The sequence below is a fragment of the Microvirga tunisiensis genome (assembly GCF_009296175.1).
Classification (GTDB): domain Bacteria; phylum Pseudomonadota; class Alphaproteobacteria; order Rhizobiales; family Beijerinckiaceae; genus Microvirga; species Microvirga tunisiensis.
In genome coordinates this window covers 1-13,839 of the sequence record NZ_VOSK01000172.1, presented here as the reverse complement: position 1 = coordinate 13,839, position 13,839 = coordinate 1, and the positions used below count along the sequence as shown (strand labels likewise).

The 13,839-nt window shown below is 58.0% G+C and carries 16 protein-coding genes; 6 read left to right on the top strand and 10 right to left on the bottom strand.

Going from position 1 to position 13,839, the window contains the following annotated elements; genetic code table 11:
* Nucleotides 1–193 precede the first annotated feature (193 nt).
* The 5 genes from FS320_RS27595 to FS320_RS27575 form a co-directional block, all read right to left on the bottom strand.
* Nucleotides 194–451, bottom strand: coding sequence for a hypothetical protein (locus FS320_RS27595; RefSeq protein WP_152715367.1), 258 nt, complete (start codon nucleotides 449–451; stop codon nucleotides 194–196).
* Nucleotides 451–834 (bottom strand): hypothetical protein, encoded by a 384-nt coding sequence (locus FS320_RS27590; protein ID WP_152715365.1) that lies wholly within the window; start codon nucleotides 832–834, stop codon nucleotides 451–453. Before FS320_RS27590 ends, FS320_RS27595 begins: the two co-directional genes overlap by 1 nt.
* A gap of 20 nt (nucleotides 835–854) precedes the next feature.
* A complete protein-coding gene (locus FS320_RS27585) occupies nucleotides 855–1,487 on the bottom strand; it encodes a hypothetical protein (protein WP_152715363.1) in 633 nt (210 codons plus the stop codon).
* A gap of 103 nt (nucleotides 1,488–1,590) precedes the next feature.
* Nucleotides 1,591–2,421 carry an outer membrane protein gene (locus tag FS320_RS27580; protein ID WP_162003116.1) on the bottom strand — a complete coding sequence of 277 codons (831 nt, stop codon included), beginning with the start codon at nucleotides 2,419–2,421 and terminating at the stop codon, nucleotides 1,591–1,593.
* A gap of 237 nt (nucleotides 2,422–2,658) precedes the next feature.
* On the bottom strand, nucleotides 2,659–4,518 hold the full coding sequence (locus FS320_RS27575; RefSeq protein ID WP_162003115.1) for a pilus assembly protein TadG-related protein: 1,860 nt from the start codon (nucleotides 4,516–4,518) through the stop codon (nucleotides 2,659–2,661).
* Between the two features lie 203 nt (nucleotides 4,519–4,721).
* Between FS320_RS27575 and FS320_RS27570 the strand changes: the two genes are divergently transcribed.
* Nucleotides 4,722–5,345, top strand: coding sequence for a TadE/TadG family type IV pilus assembly protein (locus tag FS320_RS27570; protein WP_152715357.1), 624 nt, complete (start codon nucleotides 4,722–4,724; stop codon nucleotides 5,343–5,345).
* A 106-nt stretch (nucleotides 5,346–5,451) separates the two neighbouring features.
* Nucleotides 5,452–7,857 carry a putative Ig domain-containing protein gene (locus tag FS320_RS27565; protein ID WP_152715355.1) on the top strand — a complete coding sequence of 802 codons (2,406 nt, stop codon included), beginning with the start codon at nucleotides 5,452–5,454 and terminating at the stop codon, nucleotides 7,855–7,857.
* 69 nt (nucleotides 7,858–7,926) lie between these two features.
* Here the strand turns inward: FS320_RS27565 and FS320_RS27560 are convergent, their stop codons facing one another.
* Complete coding sequence (locus FS320_RS27560; protein WP_244627426.1) at nucleotides 7,927–8,694, bottom strand: DsbA family protein; 768 nt, start codon at nucleotides 8,692–8,694, stop codon at nucleotides 7,927–7,929.
* Between the two features lie 275 nt (nucleotides 8,695–8,969).
* Here FS320_RS27560 and FS320_RS27555 point away from each other — a divergent pair, with 275 nt between their 5' ends.
* Nucleotides 8,970–9,707, top strand: coding sequence for a LexA family protein (locus FS320_RS27555; protein ID WP_152715351.1), 738 nt, complete (start codon nucleotides 8,970–8,972; stop codon nucleotides 9,705–9,707).
* Nucleotides 9,708–9,721: 14 nt separating this feature from the next.
* Here FS320_RS27555 and FS320_RS27550 read toward each other — a convergent pair whose 3' ends face one another.
* Nucleotides 9,722–10,030, bottom strand: a complete 309-nt coding sequence (locus FS320_RS27550; protein ID WP_152715350.1) for a hypothetical protein — start codon at nucleotides 10,028–10,030, stop codon at nucleotides 9,722–9,724.
* Nucleotides 10,031–10,329: 299 nt separating this feature from the next.
* Between FS320_RS27550 and FS320_RS27545 the strand changes: the two genes are divergently transcribed.
* Nucleotides 10,330–11,268, top strand: coding sequence for a hypothetical protein (locus FS320_RS27545; protein ID WP_152715348.1), 939 nt, complete (start codon nucleotides 10,330–10,332; stop codon nucleotides 11,266–11,268).
* Here FS320_RS27545 and FS320_RS27540 read toward each other — a convergent pair.
* The 3 genes from FS320_RS27540 to FS320_RS27530 all read right to left on the bottom strand — a co-directional run bounded on the left by FS320_RS27540 (nucleotide 11,265) and on the right by FS320_RS27530 (nucleotide 13,073).
* On the bottom strand, nucleotides 11,265–11,843 hold the full coding sequence (locus FS320_RS27540) for a hypothetical protein (RefSeq protein WP_152715346.1): 579 nt from the start codon (nucleotides 11,841–11,843) through the stop codon (nucleotides 11,265–11,267). The two genes, FS320_RS27545 and FS320_RS27540, sit on opposite strands and share 4 nt — an antisense overlap.
* 101 nt (nucleotides 11,844–11,944) lie before the next feature.
* Nucleotides 11,945–12,355 carry a BA14K family protein gene (locus FS320_RS27535; protein WP_162866292.1) on the bottom strand — a complete coding sequence of 137 codons (411 nt, stop codon included), beginning with the start codon at nucleotides 12,353–12,355 and terminating at the stop codon, nucleotides 11,945–11,947.
* 142 nt (nucleotides 12,356–12,497) lie between these two features.
* Nucleotides 12,498–13,073, bottom strand: a complete 576-nt coding sequence (locus FS320_RS27530; RefSeq protein WP_210252221.1) for a hypothetical protein — start codon at nucleotides 13,071–13,073, stop codon at nucleotides 12,498–12,500.
* Nucleotides 13,074–13,353: 280 nt separating this feature from the next.
* On the opposite strand from FS320_RS27530, the gene FS320_RS27525 reads away from it, so the two are divergent.
* A complete protein-coding gene (locus FS320_RS27525) occupies nucleotides 13,354–13,629 on the top strand; it encodes a hypothetical protein (RefSeq protein WP_152715342.1) in 276 nt (91 codons plus the stop codon).
* 66 nt (nucleotides 13,630–13,695) lie between these two features.
* Nucleotides 13,696–13,839, top strand: a 144-nt coding sequence (locus FS320_RS48390) for a DUF6429 family protein (RefSeq protein WP_244626992.1), incomplete at its 3' end; no start/stop codon positions are given.

Here is a 13,839-nt window from a genome sequence, read left to right as displayed (position 1 = left end):
AGCCTTGACCGGAGCACGCCCGATCAGGCCTACTTCAACCCGCTTCCGCAACGCGCGGCAGCGTAACCCCGGCAGACGCTCCACTTAGCGAACCGAAAACGCTGTTCAACCAAACCGAGCCACCTCATTCTACGCTGTCCGAGTTGGTATCGACGCCCTTCTAGCACAGGACCGTTAAGGGGAGGCTCCCCAATCAGGTGAGCCTCTCGAGAACGCCGCTGCTCCTCCAAAGCACCAGCATGTCGTTGACATTGTAGGTCGTGCCTCGGGTCTTGTGGACGTCGACAGGCCGGCTGCGCCCGGTGGTGAACATCCAGCGGCCTATATCCCAAGCAACCTCCAGAGGTAGATTTGCCCGGACCTGTGCAAGTCGCGGGTTCTGTTCGGGCGCACCGGCTCCGAGGTCGTATGCCTCACGGGCGATGTTGGAGAGGTCAGATGCCTTGATCATTAGCCCTCCCCAGTGGCGAGCGATCTCGCCGTCTCAAGCGCCTTGTCCACGCCGGCGTGCTCCCGGGCGTCGATTTTGATCTCTTGCCGGGAGACGGGCAGCCGCTTGGCAAGACTGATCGCGTCGGCCAGGCGGAGGTTCTCAATCAGCATAAAGCCGGTGCTGGACGGATGGGACCGCCGCACAGACCACTCCTGGGCATCTGGGTCACCGTCCGTGCCGTTGTCACCAAACGCGACCAGGACATCGGTTCCGTCTGGGATCCTGATCCCCCAGAGGTGAAGCCCTCCACCCGTGTTGCCAAGGCCGAAGCCGGCCGCGACTAAAGGAGTTCTGACCGGCGAGGAAATCCTCCGCTCGAGGCCGCTAGGTCGTTTCTTCATGTGGAACCTCCTGGGAACGCTCAAGCAATCTCGGCCATGCGAGAGTCGAGGAAGTCCGCTTCCGAGCCGCTCCAGATCCAGAGCGGCACATTGATGACGTAACTCACCGCAGAATGGCCCTGGGCCATTCCAGTGCGCCATCGCCAGCGGCGAACGTCAACGCGCTGAGGGGTTCGAGTGAGTTTGCTGATGTCGAGATAAAGGATCGAGACCGGCCCGCCGTTGCTGATGCTCACAACTTCGTCGTCCTGAAACAGGCTCGATGGAAAGCCAATCGTGTAGCCCTTCTGTCGATGGGCGATCGTGCCGCTAAGGGCACCGACGCGTCCAGCCTCGGCGCCGCACCAGGCATTGCGCAGCTTTACCGCATGGCCGGGTCTCGGATCGGTATCGTCCTGAACCAGCGCGTAGGCTGGAGTTGGAGTAGGGCAGGGTGGGAGAAGGCGGGAGGTGTCGTCGTCCCCCAGCACGGAGTAGCCGATCTCTTGGAGGACACCCTTGGCGCCTTCAGCTAGGATCCTGTCCGAGCTGTCCTTGAAGCTTCGTCCCGATAGAGATTGCTGGATTCGGCTGCGGGTGTCCCTGGTGACTTCGTAGCCACCGGACCAGAGAGCTGAAAGGCAGAGGTCCTCGACGTACTGTTGAAGCGACATGTGAAATCTCCTGTCGGGGCTAGACGAGGCGTATAGATCCCAAAACGAAAAGGGCTGCCCCGAGTACGGGACAGCCCTTTCTGGATCGGTCGATTAGCGACGACTAAAACTTGTAGTTCACGCCAGCGCGGAAGATGCTCAAGTCGTTCTTGTGCTTGGCCACGTAAGTGTCGGCCGTGGCGTCATCCGATACGAGAACCGTGTCCGTTTCAGGAAGGTTGAGGTACAGGTATTCGCCCTTCAGCGAGAGATTGCGATTGAACGCGTACTCCAGACCAGCGCCGAGAGTGTAACCCGTTTCGGTCTTCGATTTGCGAACCGAGTAGGTGTCGACTTCCGTCACCGTCCTGCCGCCGGAAGTGGTCACGAACGTGTCAACGGCGGTACCCGAGGTCTTGATCTCGCCGAAGGCCAGACCACCAGTGCCATACACCAGGAGCTGCGGAGCCACGGCGTAGCCGAGGCGGACGCGAGCAGTGCCGAACCACTCGAGCTCCGACTGAAGAGCGAAGTCGTAGTTCTGGCTGAGTGTTCCGCCCGGCAACGTCCGATCGAACGAGTGGGCGCCGCTAAAGCGGTTGCGAATGTCGGCATACTGCAGATCGGCCTCAACACCGGCGACGAAGCCACCCATCTGGAAATTGTAGCCAACCTGGGCGCCGCCGAGGAAGCCGTTGTTCTTGCGGTCGTCGATGGCGGCAGGGAATGGGTCGACCATACCGCTGCCAATCCAGTTTACGCTAATGTCGGAGTCATGAACGTAGGCGCCGCCGAGATTTACACCGGCATAGAAGCCAGCCCAAGGTCCAGAAGACGTGGCAACGAAAACCGGAGCAACGGGAGCAGCAGGACCGCCGAACGGCATATCGGCAGCGTAGGCCGAAGTAGCGGCGAGGCCCAGAGCGAGGGCGGCGAAGATCTTTACGGACTTCATCAAAGGGAGATTCCTTTTTGGAGGGGTTTTCCTCGGTTCAACAACCATGCGTCTATCTCAATTATCCGAGCCAAGGAACAGCATTCAGCGTCTCAAAATGGGATTAAAACGCCATTGGTGGTCCGTTCGACGCTATTTGAATCCATACGGTTAATTTGATGGGGTTTGTGGCGCTTGAACGGTGCAAAAAATACCCCGATAGTGAATCGGGGGCAGTGATCAGATGGAATCTACGCTTCAGTAGCAGATTGTGGTTCGACCGTGTCCGGACCAACCGTTGTCGTTTCCATAGATGATACAACGACTAGGGGGCGCAGGCGGCGAGGTTGAGGGGATGTAATCGCCGTTCATTTCGCTCTTTCTGATGTACTCATGATCTTGGTAATACGTTCCCGCGCGTCCAGCGTCAGAATACCAAGCCTCGTCCGGAAGGTTCTTCGCCCGATCGATGAGACCATCGAGCTCAGCTTCCGTGATATTGCTCTTCCTGAGGGCATAGCCCTCACCGATAAATACGTCGCCCATGATGGTGTAGCCGGGCTCGCTGACTGAGGCGTTCGAGCCACATGTGATGGTCTTCGTTTGGGTATTGCCGCAACCCCACTTACAGTGCACCGACATGTAAACGAAAGATGCCTTGCCGATTACAGTGTTGGAGCCACATAGGAACCGGTTATTGGGCGGCCTGGTGAAATTATGAGTGATAGTGATGGTGGCAGTTTGACCGGCTTGGTCGGAGAATGTGATTGTGGTTGCGCCGCTGCCGGCATTGCTCGGGCGTCCCGACCATTGGCCGTCGAAGCGACTGTCTGTCCCGGTCCCGGTGCATCCTGAGACGCCGGCGGGTGCGCCAGTGCAGTCCACTCTGATGGATCCCCAACCGCCGGACGCGTGAATCCCGATTGAATAATCCTGTTCCGCATAGCCGCTAACAGAGTAGCGGTCTGCCCAGGCGGTAATAGGCGGGGGAGTGAAGTCGTAACTGATTGACGCCTGGGCCGTCCGGCCGCGACCGTCAGTAACGGTGACGGTGATCGTACCTCTGGACCAAGGTTGGGGCTGGCCGCTGATCTCGCCTGTATCCTCGTTGCAGACCATCGGGTTGGTACCGACGCCAGCCGGCATACCCGCGCAGGAATACTTGTAACCGGTTGGCCAAGCCGGGTTCGGTTTGCCGCCCTTGCGATTCGAAGTGATGTTATAGATGTATCGGCCAGGCTGAATAGCCGTGGTCCCCGTGAGGGTCAGCGATAGGGGATGGATATACTTGAAGCGGACATTGTGCATGACTGTCTGCTTGTTGATCCCGCCTCGGTTCCCATCGCCGGAGTCCGATACTGAAAAGGCGATGGGGCCAATGGTTTGAGGATCGCAGTTGACGGTATTGCACGACGTCATGGGCTCAGGGATACCGCTGATCTGGGCCGTCTCATTGCTGGGATCCGTTGACGACGCATTGAAGGAGAGACCTCTGGGGAGCCCCGGCCCGACGCCGAACATGTAAGGCTTCCATCCGCCCTCCGCAGTCAGGATTACGGGAAGACTATGCCCTTCTCCAGACCAGATCTCCACGTCGGTCGGCCCATCGAGAATGAGGGTGTCAGACTGAGCGAAAGCTGATGTGAGGTCCGTTCCGGCTCCAGCATCGACCGAGCAGTTTCGGGTGATCAAATGCATGAAGACGCAGTTATATCCAACCCGGGCCTGCGCCGAGAGATCGCCGGTCTTCTTGTCAATGTTGATGGCGCCAATGACGCGAGGGGCTTCGCTGTACCCGCGCTGATGAAAATTCTGCTCCAGTTTGGTCTGGAGGGAATCACGGATCCTGCCCGCAAAGGCAGGGTCGTTCATGCAGGTGCGATCTTGCCCGCTCACCCGTCCGTCATCCTCTAGACAGGTGTTAATTTCCATCGCGGTGGTCTGGCCAGCCGCATCGAGGGACTGTTGGAGGGCGGTGTGGAGTGACGCTGCTCGGCCGTAATCGATTGCAACGCCAACGGCTGGGACCAGAAGGCTCAGCCCGATGCCGAACATGATGGCAATGTTTCCGCTACGGTCGCTGGCAAGCGACCGTAGGAAGCGACGTTCCGGAATCATCGAATGGTTCCTCTTTAGATAGGTCATCAGGCGGACATGACGTTGGCTGGATGGCAGCCACCCACGGCAGCGCTTAAACCCTATTATATAGGTTTGTTTAGGGGGTCAAAACGCTTAAACAGCTTTTTCGTATGTTAATGGGGTTTTGTTCTCAAAAAATAGTGTATCAATAAAGGGAATAGCACCATGGAGATTCAAGCGGCATGTCTGAAGGCGTTTTTAGGGGGAGATTCTCAATTCAAGGGAAGCACGGGCCCTCAGATGCGCCTCACGTGCATGCGGACGAGAGCGGGGCAACGGCCGTCGAATTCTCGTTCGTGGTCCTGCCCTTTATGCTGATATTTCTAGGGCTGATGTACAGCGGCTTTCTCTATTGGGCGAACCTTACGCTCGATAAGAATCTCGAAAACATCGCGCGAGCTGTCTACGATTACCGTCCACTCTGCGGGACTGGAGCGGGCGGGGCCAACTTCCCTTACACCTCGTCCTGCCTGCGTGATCGCATTTGCGCTGGGGTCAGGATGATCCTCGTAAGCGAATCCGAATGCCGCTCGACGCTCCTCGTGGATCTGCGTGTGCTGAATGGCGATGGGTCTGATCCTATTCCTCCCATGGTGACCGGATCGGCGATCAATGCAGGGTCGTTCGGCGACATCCCTGGGGCCGTCGAAGGCAAGATGGTCATGATCCGCGCCCTGTTGCCTTTCCCGAACTTCGCGATCTTCGCTCCCGAATCCGCCTCGATCCAGGATGGCAAGCGTGCGCTTATGGCCGCGACGGCATTCAGGGTGAAAGCCATGCCGAAGTACAATGAGGTTTTCGACTAGTCGCTGCTCACACAGTCCTTGAGGTTAGTTCAGAAGCCTCTCGGGCGGTCCTGTCTGGACTGGCAGATAACATTTCAGCCGCAGAGCGGCTCGGATTTACAGCATCATGAAAACCCAGATTACTCGTATTTTCAGGCAGGTTGACGCGTTCTTGCGACGCTACCTGCGCTCAACGAATGCAGTTGCGGCAGTAGAGTTTGCGCTAATCGTCCCAGTGATGTTGGCCCTGTACGGTGGCGGTAGTTACCTGGCCACCGCCGTTACGATAAACAAGAAGCTTCAGAACGCATCCTATACGATGATCAACCTAGTCCCTTATCCGAGGGACTACTGCACCTATCGGCAATTCGTCGCTCAGATGTACGCCACTGGCTACCAGCGGCAGCTGATGGAGCAGTTTCTTTTTCCGCTGCCAATTTCGGATCAACCGGATCTGGTGGGTTATGTCGAGGGCCCGGCGGATGCGGAGGGTCTCGTCCCTGTTACGGTGCAGGTGAAGTACGAATTCAATGGAGCGTCGTGGAGGGCCTTCGATCAGCTCTCTGTCATCCAGGCGGTTCGGACGATCTCTGCCGAGTCGCCGGCAGTAACGGTCAAGAAGTCTACAACGCCGTGCGCGAACCCAACGCTCGTGCTGGATGGGCCGGCCGTGGTGGAAGTTACTGTCGACGAGGCGATTAACGCGGCGGTGCAGGCGAATAATGGCGTCCCTCCCTACCGCTACAGCATCGGACCAGGCCTCCCGACTGGCCTCCAGTTCGATGCATCGCTGGGCACCGTCTTTGGCGTGCCGCAGGCAACCTGCTCAGTGGGACCATGTGATCCGTATAGTGTGACTGTGCGCTTTTGGGCCCAAGACTCCACGAGCAGGGTCTGGACGAACGAACCAGATCAGACCGCTACGCGTGACGTAGTCTTCACAGTCATCCATCCGCTTAGGCTGGCGATAGTGCCGATGACGGGAACGGTGAACGTCGATCTGACTTCGCCTTTCCCGGGCCGCTCGGGCGGTAAGCCAGGCTATACGTATACGGCGACGGGCCTGCCGCCCGGACTGAGTATCCATCCAGGCACGGGTGTGATTTCGGGTAAACCGTCCGCACCCGGCAACTATGATGTCGCTGTGACCGTCACCGACGTCCGCGGAGTATCGGCTGCAAGTTCCGCAATGTATACTATTGCACCGCCCCCACTCTCGGCTTGGGCGACGTCGCCAGTCGTGATGCTTGTTGGGCAGCCATACTCGTGGGCGTTCGGAGTTAATGGCGGCTGGGGCGGAATTACATTCGCCTGCACTGGCGTACCGGCCGGCATGTCATGTGATGGAAACGCTCGCGTGGTCAACGGCACACCGACGCAGGTGAGAACGGGTCGGGTGACGATCACGGCTACTGACAGCTGGGGGCAGTCAGCCACAGCCTTCATGGATTATGACGTTCGGTACGATCCGCTGACCCTTGCGGTTTCCGGCGGCCTCAGCGGCGAAATCAACAACTATAAAGCAGCTACATGGAGCTCGACCGGGGGTAACGGGGCCGTTTCATTCACGTGCTTCGGCCTCCCGCCAGGACTTGAATGTGATACCGCCAACCGCCGCGTTCACGGCACGCCTCCATACATTGGATCTGGGACGATCACTATCCGGGCTCAAGATCAGTTCGGGCAGATAGTGGACAGGTACATTTCCTACAACTTCACTCCGAACCCATTCACAATCTCAGTCGTGTGGGAGCAGTATCACGGTCTGGCGGGCTACTATCACCAAGCTCGCATTTATTCGAGTGGCGCCTATGGAGGCATCAGCAACGGCTGGTGTACGGGGCAGCCTGCCGGGATCGCCTGCAATACAACCCATGTTTATGGGACGCCCAATCCAGCGGGACCTGGCTACATCTATGTCACATTGGTTGATGGGCTCGGAAGGCAGGCGACGGTTCCGGTTTGGTATAATTTCCCGGCGCCGACCCTCTCTACGTCAAAGAGCGGTGATATGAGCGGCCGTTGCTGTGATACATCGTATACGCGCTACGTCTATTCCGCCGGAGGATGGGGAGCAAAGAGCGCCTCGCGCAGCGGACTGCCTGCGGGCATGAGCTTCGGATGGGACGGGAATACGGCATGGGTTACGGGCACGCCGTCGAGTGCGGGATCGGGATCAATCACTGTGACGATCCGGGACTCGGCCGGCCAAGCCAGTTCACAGGTGATCTCCTATAACTTCTCAGCGATCACGTCCCCAGTGACGATCACGAGCACACTGGCCTCGGGCCAGTCGCTCTGGGTTAATTTCTCGGAGGGAATCCAAATAGTCAGTATCTCCAGTAACCACTCGGCGACGACCGGGAACGGTGCTCCCTGGTACTCGAATACCCTTGTGAGTTCATCGAATCTAAGCGCGCATACGTTCACGATTACGATCCGGGATCAGCGGGGCCTGACAAAAGCGTTCAGTGTGAACTGGCCTAATTTGGGAACCTCGGATCCTCCATGCCGTCCTGGGCGCTGTGGCTAGGCGAGGAGGCAAGCGTACATAACAAGGGCCGGGTGCTCCCCGGCCCTTTGTGCTAATCGCAAGCAGCGACTATTTCGCGGATGCGGCTAGTGTCTGGAGTTTACCTTTCAGATAGTCGTAGCCCATTGCGCCGATGATGATGTCGTTCTGCGTGATAAAGACAGGGGTCCCGGTCAACTGTAGGCGCGATGCCTGACCGACGTTTTCGGAGACTGCCGCGGCGATCTGAGGCCCAAGCAGGTGAGGTCTGAGCTTGCCTGGATCGATGCCCAGCGCTTCCGCTACGGCTATTGCGCGTGCAAGATCGACCGGGCCTGTGCTCGTATAGAGGCGGGAATGAAAGGCTGGGAATTTTTCGGGTGCTACCTTATGGACCGCGAGTGCGACGTGAGCAGCATCGATCGACTCTGTTCCTAGGAGAGGCAGCTGCTTGACCACTATCTTGAGATTGTCGTTCTCTTCGACCAGGCGCATGACGTCAGCGTGGGCACGCTTACAATATCCGCAGTTGTAATCCAGAAATTCGACCATCACGAGCTTGCCCTCAGGGTTGCCGAGAACCGGAGCGTTCGGATCGTCAAAGATGGCGCTGGCTTCCTCAGAGATGACCTTCACGCGATCTAGATTTCGATCCGCCTCTTCGCGGACTTGGAGCGCCAGTAGCGCGTCGCGAACGATCTCCGGATGTTCCTTGAGTAGGTTGCGCACGACAGTCTCAATTTCGCGCTTCGATCCTGCCTCTGCGAGGTCGGCGATGGATTGAGCCCTAACCGGCAGAACCGGTGTCAGGAACGTGGCTGCGATGATCGCAGCGGTGAGAAGGCGGGGATGAATCATAGGCGAGAACATGAGATTCCTTGTTGAGATTTGCTGATGGAAATCTTGCGAGATCCAGAGTCTTGCGAGTCAGGCACGGCGATTATCAGCGAAAAGGGGATTAAAGCCATTCGATCCGGAGTTTCCACAACCGGAGAAACGGTACGTATGAGCTATTTTCGTACGTGCGCCGGGGAGATCAGAAAATAAATGTAATGGGATTAAGCTTAGCCACTTGCTGAGGTTCTGGTTGGGTCATTACGGTGCCTGCATCACGAACCAATTAAGCGCGGCACATGCTGACTCAGCGGCAAGAAGAGATTCTGAAATTTATCCATCAACGCATTTCGGATGGGCAGCTGTCGCCCACTCAGGAGGAGATCGCCGCGGCCGTGAAGCTGCGGTCCAAGTCCCAGGTGAACGCAATTATTGACGCCCTGGTTGAGCGTGGGTTTCTACGCCGTCTCCCGCGTCGAGCTCGGGCTCTCGAGGTCATCAGGCTTCCGGAATCCTTCCGCCGGAACCAGATCAAAGGCCGCGCGGAATCTCTCGCCGTGGAGCCGGGTTCGAATAGCGACAGGTCCGCGGAAGAAAGCCCGGACCTGGCCGGCAAGCATGTGATGGTCCATATCCCCTTCTGGGATGCTCAGGCGCGTGTCTCCTGGGCGGACTGGCTTAAAGCTCCGTCGAGGATCATCCCGTGCCCCAGCTATCTTCTCAACCGGCACGGGCCGAAAGCGGCGAGAGGGTTACGCGATCCGGATCACGTTGCCTTTGTGATGCCAGACAGCACCATGGCAGGTGAGGGCTTCCGATTAGGGGATGTCGTGGTCATCCAGCGGCACGTCGAAGCTGCCTCTGGGGAAATCGTGCTGGCTCTACCTCACAATTCTCGTCCGGTTGTCAGGAAGCTGGAGCGTCGGGGCACGTCCCTCGGCTTGATCTCCACGGATCAGGGCATGCCCGCCCAAGTCTATGGCGCCGATGCCATTACAATCGACGGCAAAGTTGTCGGGCTACTTCGGGCGTACTGAAGGGCAGGCGCCGGTCAGAAGATGTTGATGACTTTGGCGCCGCTCGAAGGGGAACTGGTGGAGACTGTCTGCACCCACGGATGGGTTACGGGCGTTCCAGGTGAGGACGACATGTGACGGCGCTCGTAGTGCTCTACCGGGTTTGCGAGCTCTGCGACGCTCGAAAAGGTCTCACAGAGAGTGTCGATCTTCTTCTGGAAGTCGATTTTGCGGGGGTCGATGCAGCGGGCTATGGTCCGCGTATTGAGGCGGGTGGCATCCTCACAGGTAGCGCCTAGTGCCATCAAAGCGATGAACGCGGATAGGCAAACCTTTCCGATCATCGTTCGACCTCTCCCGCATTTGTGTTCAGCCAGGTGACCTTATTTGAATCGGCGGGTCGTTGCCAAGCCGAAAATGCGGTTAGCAAGGCCTGAAGCGGGCGGAATACAATCTGTTGGGGTTCTATCCCCAGGAAAGAAGTTGATCGACCGCTTGGCAGCCTTGGGGGAGTGCATCCAGAACGCATTCGAGTTAGCGTCCCGGCTCCAAAAAACGGGCAGGATTGAACGTGCCAAACCACAGACTACTCGAGTGTGCTGGGTTCCCCTCAACGTATGAGCATTTGCAGTCTCAGCTTCGGATGGATGTGACCCGTCTTAATATCGCGAGTTCGTTGATCAAGCTGGGTCCGACCAGAGGCCGGTTTTGGCGGAGAGACTTTTTCGCCTGGGCGCTACGGGGGTGGAGTACGGCCTATACCCTGCTGCAGTCGAATCTCCGGCCTTCGGTAGGATTCTCTGATAGCACTGAGACACGACGCGCCTTTGAGTCATATCAGTTGGGCGAGGCACTGACTTTTTGGTTCGCTCAGCATCATCTGGGTGTGGAGGTTGTAACGCCGGTTGAGCGCCTCCGAGATTCGATCTCCAAGCACCAATTAGCGAGCCCGCCGCCGAAGGGGCTCCCGGCGAATTATCGCGCGCCGAAGAAGGTGGGGCCGAGAAGCGAGCCCGACCTAATTGGCTTCTCGGGCGCCGATACCCACGTTCTAGAATGCAAGGGCCTGTCTTCGTTTGCCGAAGGCCGCCCCGTCTCGCCGTCGCAGGTGACCAGCGCACGAAACAAAGCGTTGTTTCAAGTGTGCCGCATCGCGACCATCAACGGGGTCGCCCCGAAGACCAGAACGGCCTGTGTCTTCTCGTTTGATACCGCTACACGTGGCCTTGTCGTTGACCCTCCGGAGACCGAGGCCTTCGACTTACGGTTCAACTTGGCGTCCGCCCTGCGGAAAGCATATGCATCAGTCCTGAATGAGCAATTCATCGAGGTCTCCGAGACAGTCGGCGACGGACTGATTGGCGCACAGATTGCGCCAGGCTGGACTTTCGGAATTGATGCCTCGGTCATGGGTCTGGTAGCGGCCCTGTCCGATCAGGCATCGGCCGAGAGGCTTCTTGGATACCTGAAGGAGCGACGAACCCAATCGCCTTTTACGGGAGGGCCAATGCTGGATTTTGGGCCGGATGGTCTCTTTCTATCGGGACCAGAGGATAACCCAGATTTTCGGGACCAGCTCTAATTAGAGCCTTGGCGAGAGTTGGACCGATCGGCCGACGTGAAGAGCTGCCGGCAGGGCATCCCGATTCCTCCCACGTCGGCCATAGTAGTGGCTGGACCGGTCTTTCGGGCGACAAAAACCTGATCTTGTAGAAGCCGCCAGGCGGCCCGATGGGCGGCAGCGCCGGCAAACGTGTATGCGGGGCGGTCCAGGTCCCACGTGGGGAGGCTATCGTCTCGGAGAGCCCTTTCGGCTATGAGCTCAGCGCCGAGACCATAACCCTGCGAGGTGAGGCAAAGGCTCACGTCGCAGCCTAAATAAACTCCCGCGATCTTACCCCTTGGATTGAGCAGCACAGTTCCACTGTGGGTTTCCGCGAAGGAGTAGCTAGGTACGAGAAGGGATGGCCTCTCGAGGAAAAGGTCGCGCTGTGTGACCGGGTAGTCTCTGAGGATCTCGCTAGGTGTCTTGGCAAAGACGTCATCGAGGTCGAGCAAGTCTTCGTCTAAATTCCCCTCTAGATAACGTGCATATCGCTCCGGCCCAGCAAGGAACTCGTCTTCTTCCAGCTCAGTGATGTGGTCGCGTTGGCTCATGGTTTTTGGGGTTTGTCAGGGATTTCAGCCGCTGAATGGCCCCAGGGAATAAAAAAGAGGCTCCGATGGAGCCTCTTCGTGTCAGTTCGATATTGGGCCTACTAGTAGGTACAGACGTAGCGGAAGCCGTTGCCTGCCATGAACGTGCCCGTGACCGGATCGTATGAGCGGTACTTTCGAGCGCAGTAGGCGGCGAGCTGCGGATCCTGCGTTCCGGGAGGGGGCGGGGGCGCGGCCTGTGCCTGGTTGGCGATCGCGCCGGCGACGAGGGCGCCAGCGGCCAGTCCCAGGACACCAGCAGCTACAGCGCCGCCGTTTCCGCGATCACGGCGATAGTAGCGAGGGCCGTGATAGTAACGCGGGCCGCCGTAATAGCGGCGATACTGGGTGTATCCCTCACCCGGGTATTCCTTTGTGATGTCTGGGGTCTGGGGGCGGGGAGCCGCAACTGCCTGAGACATCGGAGCCGCCAGGATCGAGGCGGCAATAACCAGAGAAGCGAACTTACGCATCGACTTTCCTTGTGGCCTTTCTGTAGACCATTGACCTGAGGGAGTGGCCCAAGGGCCTGTTAGACTTCAGCCAGAGCTTGCCCCTCATCACAGCTTTGGCCAATTGCCTTGGATATTTGGGCTTGGGTCCATGAATGCAGGCTTAACGTTCGCCCCGGTATTGGCGGCAATCACGAATGGCTTCGGCCGTCGTCAGAATCGATACCGGGCCGGCTTTCATAGCCTGCAGCAGTTCGGGCAGCGCTTTTGTGAACTCTGGCATCACCTTGAAGACGACCCGAACCTCCCGCTGCCCGAAGCGGGTTTGAAACTCGCTCGCCCTGATGACCTCATCAAAGTCCTCTGCCGTGTCAGGCGTACGGTCAAAGAAGAGCTCCGTCTTGATGAACTCCCCAGGGAGGGTGAAGCTGTGGCGTCCGTCGACAAGGAACCGAGCGTTGAAGCTCTCGAATTCTGAACTGAAAACCTTATCGATGGGTCCGACCCGCCGCATTTCGAGACTGAAATGGACGTGCTTGCCAGGGTCTTTCGGGCATTGGAGAAGCATCACGTTCGGCATCTCCATGTCCTTTGTAAACGAATAGCGCCGATAAACCCTCTTGTTGGGATAGGTATCGGCCTTCCGGACCACCCAGGATCCATTGATGTAGACTGGCTGCGGGCCTTCACCCGCTGCTTTTGTCTCCTCCGGCGAGGAGGCAATGACGGCGGAAGCCATGATCGTGAGGGCCAAATTTCGGAAGCGGCGGAGTGTGTGGGATGAAGCGTTTTTAAACATGATCGTTGATTATTCTGAGGACTATGCTGGGCCGGCCTACACCGAACATTGCACCAAGCGGGGATTGGAATGAAAGAGAGTCCAACCCTTCTTTGAGGCATTAATTATGGTTCGGTTAAAACTAGCGGTACTTGGCATTTTGATTTCGACCGCGGTGGCCGCTGGAGAGATCTCCCAGTCAGAACAAGGTGTGGTCTGTCGAGCAGCGATCGGATCTGTAATGGGACGCGACCCGCAAATCATGATGGTGCGCCCGGATGGTGACGTGACGCACGTGAGCTATAACCGCCCTTCGGATGGGTCGGTCTGGAGCTATCGCTGCCGTCTCGAGGGCAATCGAATTATCTGGGCAAGCGCCGAAGGTCGCTGGCGCACCCATCCGGACGACGGCGTTCTGACCTATGAACTGGAAGGCAGCACGAAAATCAGGATCGTTGAGGCCCACTCCGACGGTTCCAAGAGCCAGGACACCTATAACCGGAATGATCTTCGCTAGGGTTTAAAGGTATCCATCCGAGCGGGGCCGCGGGATTTTGGGTGCCGCGCGTGGTAACGTCGGTTCATGGAGATCGATGAGGACAAGATCGACGATGCCGTTTTGGCGCTGTTATGGCTGACGCTGCATAACGAGCGTTGTGCCTGGAAGGGCTTCGACTGGGCAACGACGGATCGGCTTCACAAGAAGGGCTTGATCGGCGACCCAGTC

Excerpts from the sequence above, each read along its gene's own strand:
- FS320_RS27595 (WP_152715367.1), bottom strand. The coding sequence starts at position 451 with ATGATCAAGGCATCTGACCTCTCCAACATCGCCCGTGAGGCATACGAC.
- FS320_RS27590 (WP_152715365.1), bottom strand. The coding sequence starts at position 834 with ATGAAGAAACGACCTAGCGGCCTCGAGCGGAGGATTTCCTCGCCGGTC.
- FS320_RS27585 (WP_152715363.1), bottom strand. The coding sequence starts at position 1,487 with ATGTCGCTTCAACAGTACGTCGAGGACCTCTGCCTTTCAGCTCTCTGG.
- FS320_RS27580 (WP_162003116.1), bottom strand. The coding sequence starts at position 2,421 with ATGAAGTCCGTAAAGATCTTCGCCGCCCTCGCTCTGGGCCTCGCCGCT.
- FS320_RS27575 (WP_162003115.1), bottom strand. The coding sequence starts at position 4,518 with ATGATTCCGGAACGTCGCTTCCTACGGTCGCTTGCCAGCGACCGTAGC.
- FS320_RS27570 (WP_152715357.1), top strand. The coding sequence starts at position 4,722 with ATGTCTGAAGGCGTTTTTAGGGGGAGATTCTCAATTCAAGGGAAGCAC.
- FS320_RS27565 (WP_152715355.1), top strand. The coding sequence starts at position 5,452 with ATGAAAACCCAGATTACTCGTATTTTCAGGCAGGTTGACGCGTTCTTG.
- FS320_RS27560 (WP_244627426.1), bottom strand. The coding sequence starts at position 8,694 with ATGATTCATCCCCGCCTTCTCACCGCTGCGATCATCGCAGCCACGTTC.
- FS320_RS27555 (WP_152715351.1), top strand. The coding sequence starts at position 8,970 with ATGCTGACTCAGCGGCAAGAAGAGATTCTGAAATTTATCCATCAACGC.
- FS320_RS27550 (WP_152715350.1), bottom strand. The coding sequence starts at position 10,030 with ATGATCGGAAAGGTTTGCCTATCCGCGTTCATCGCTTTGATGGCACTA.
- FS320_RS27545 (WP_152715348.1), top strand. The coding sequence starts at position 10,330 with ATGGATGTGACCCGTCTTAATATCGCGAGTTCGTTGATCAAGCTGGGT.
- FS320_RS27540 (WP_152715346.1), bottom strand. The coding sequence starts at position 11,843 with ATGAGCCAACGCGACCACATCACTGAGCTGGAAGAAGACGAGTTCCTT.
- FS320_RS27535 (WP_162866292.1), bottom strand. The coding sequence starts at position 12,355 with ATGCGTAAGTTCGCTTCTCTGGTTATTGCCGCCTCGATCCTGGCGGCT.
- FS320_RS27530 (WP_210252221.1), bottom strand. The coding sequence starts at position 13,073 with ATGGCTTCCGCCGTCATTGCCTCCTCGCCGGAGGAGACAAAAGCAGCG.
- FS320_RS27525 (WP_152715342.1), top strand. The coding sequence starts at position 13,354 with ATGGGACGCGACCCGCAAATCATGATGGTGCGCCCGGATGGTGACGTG.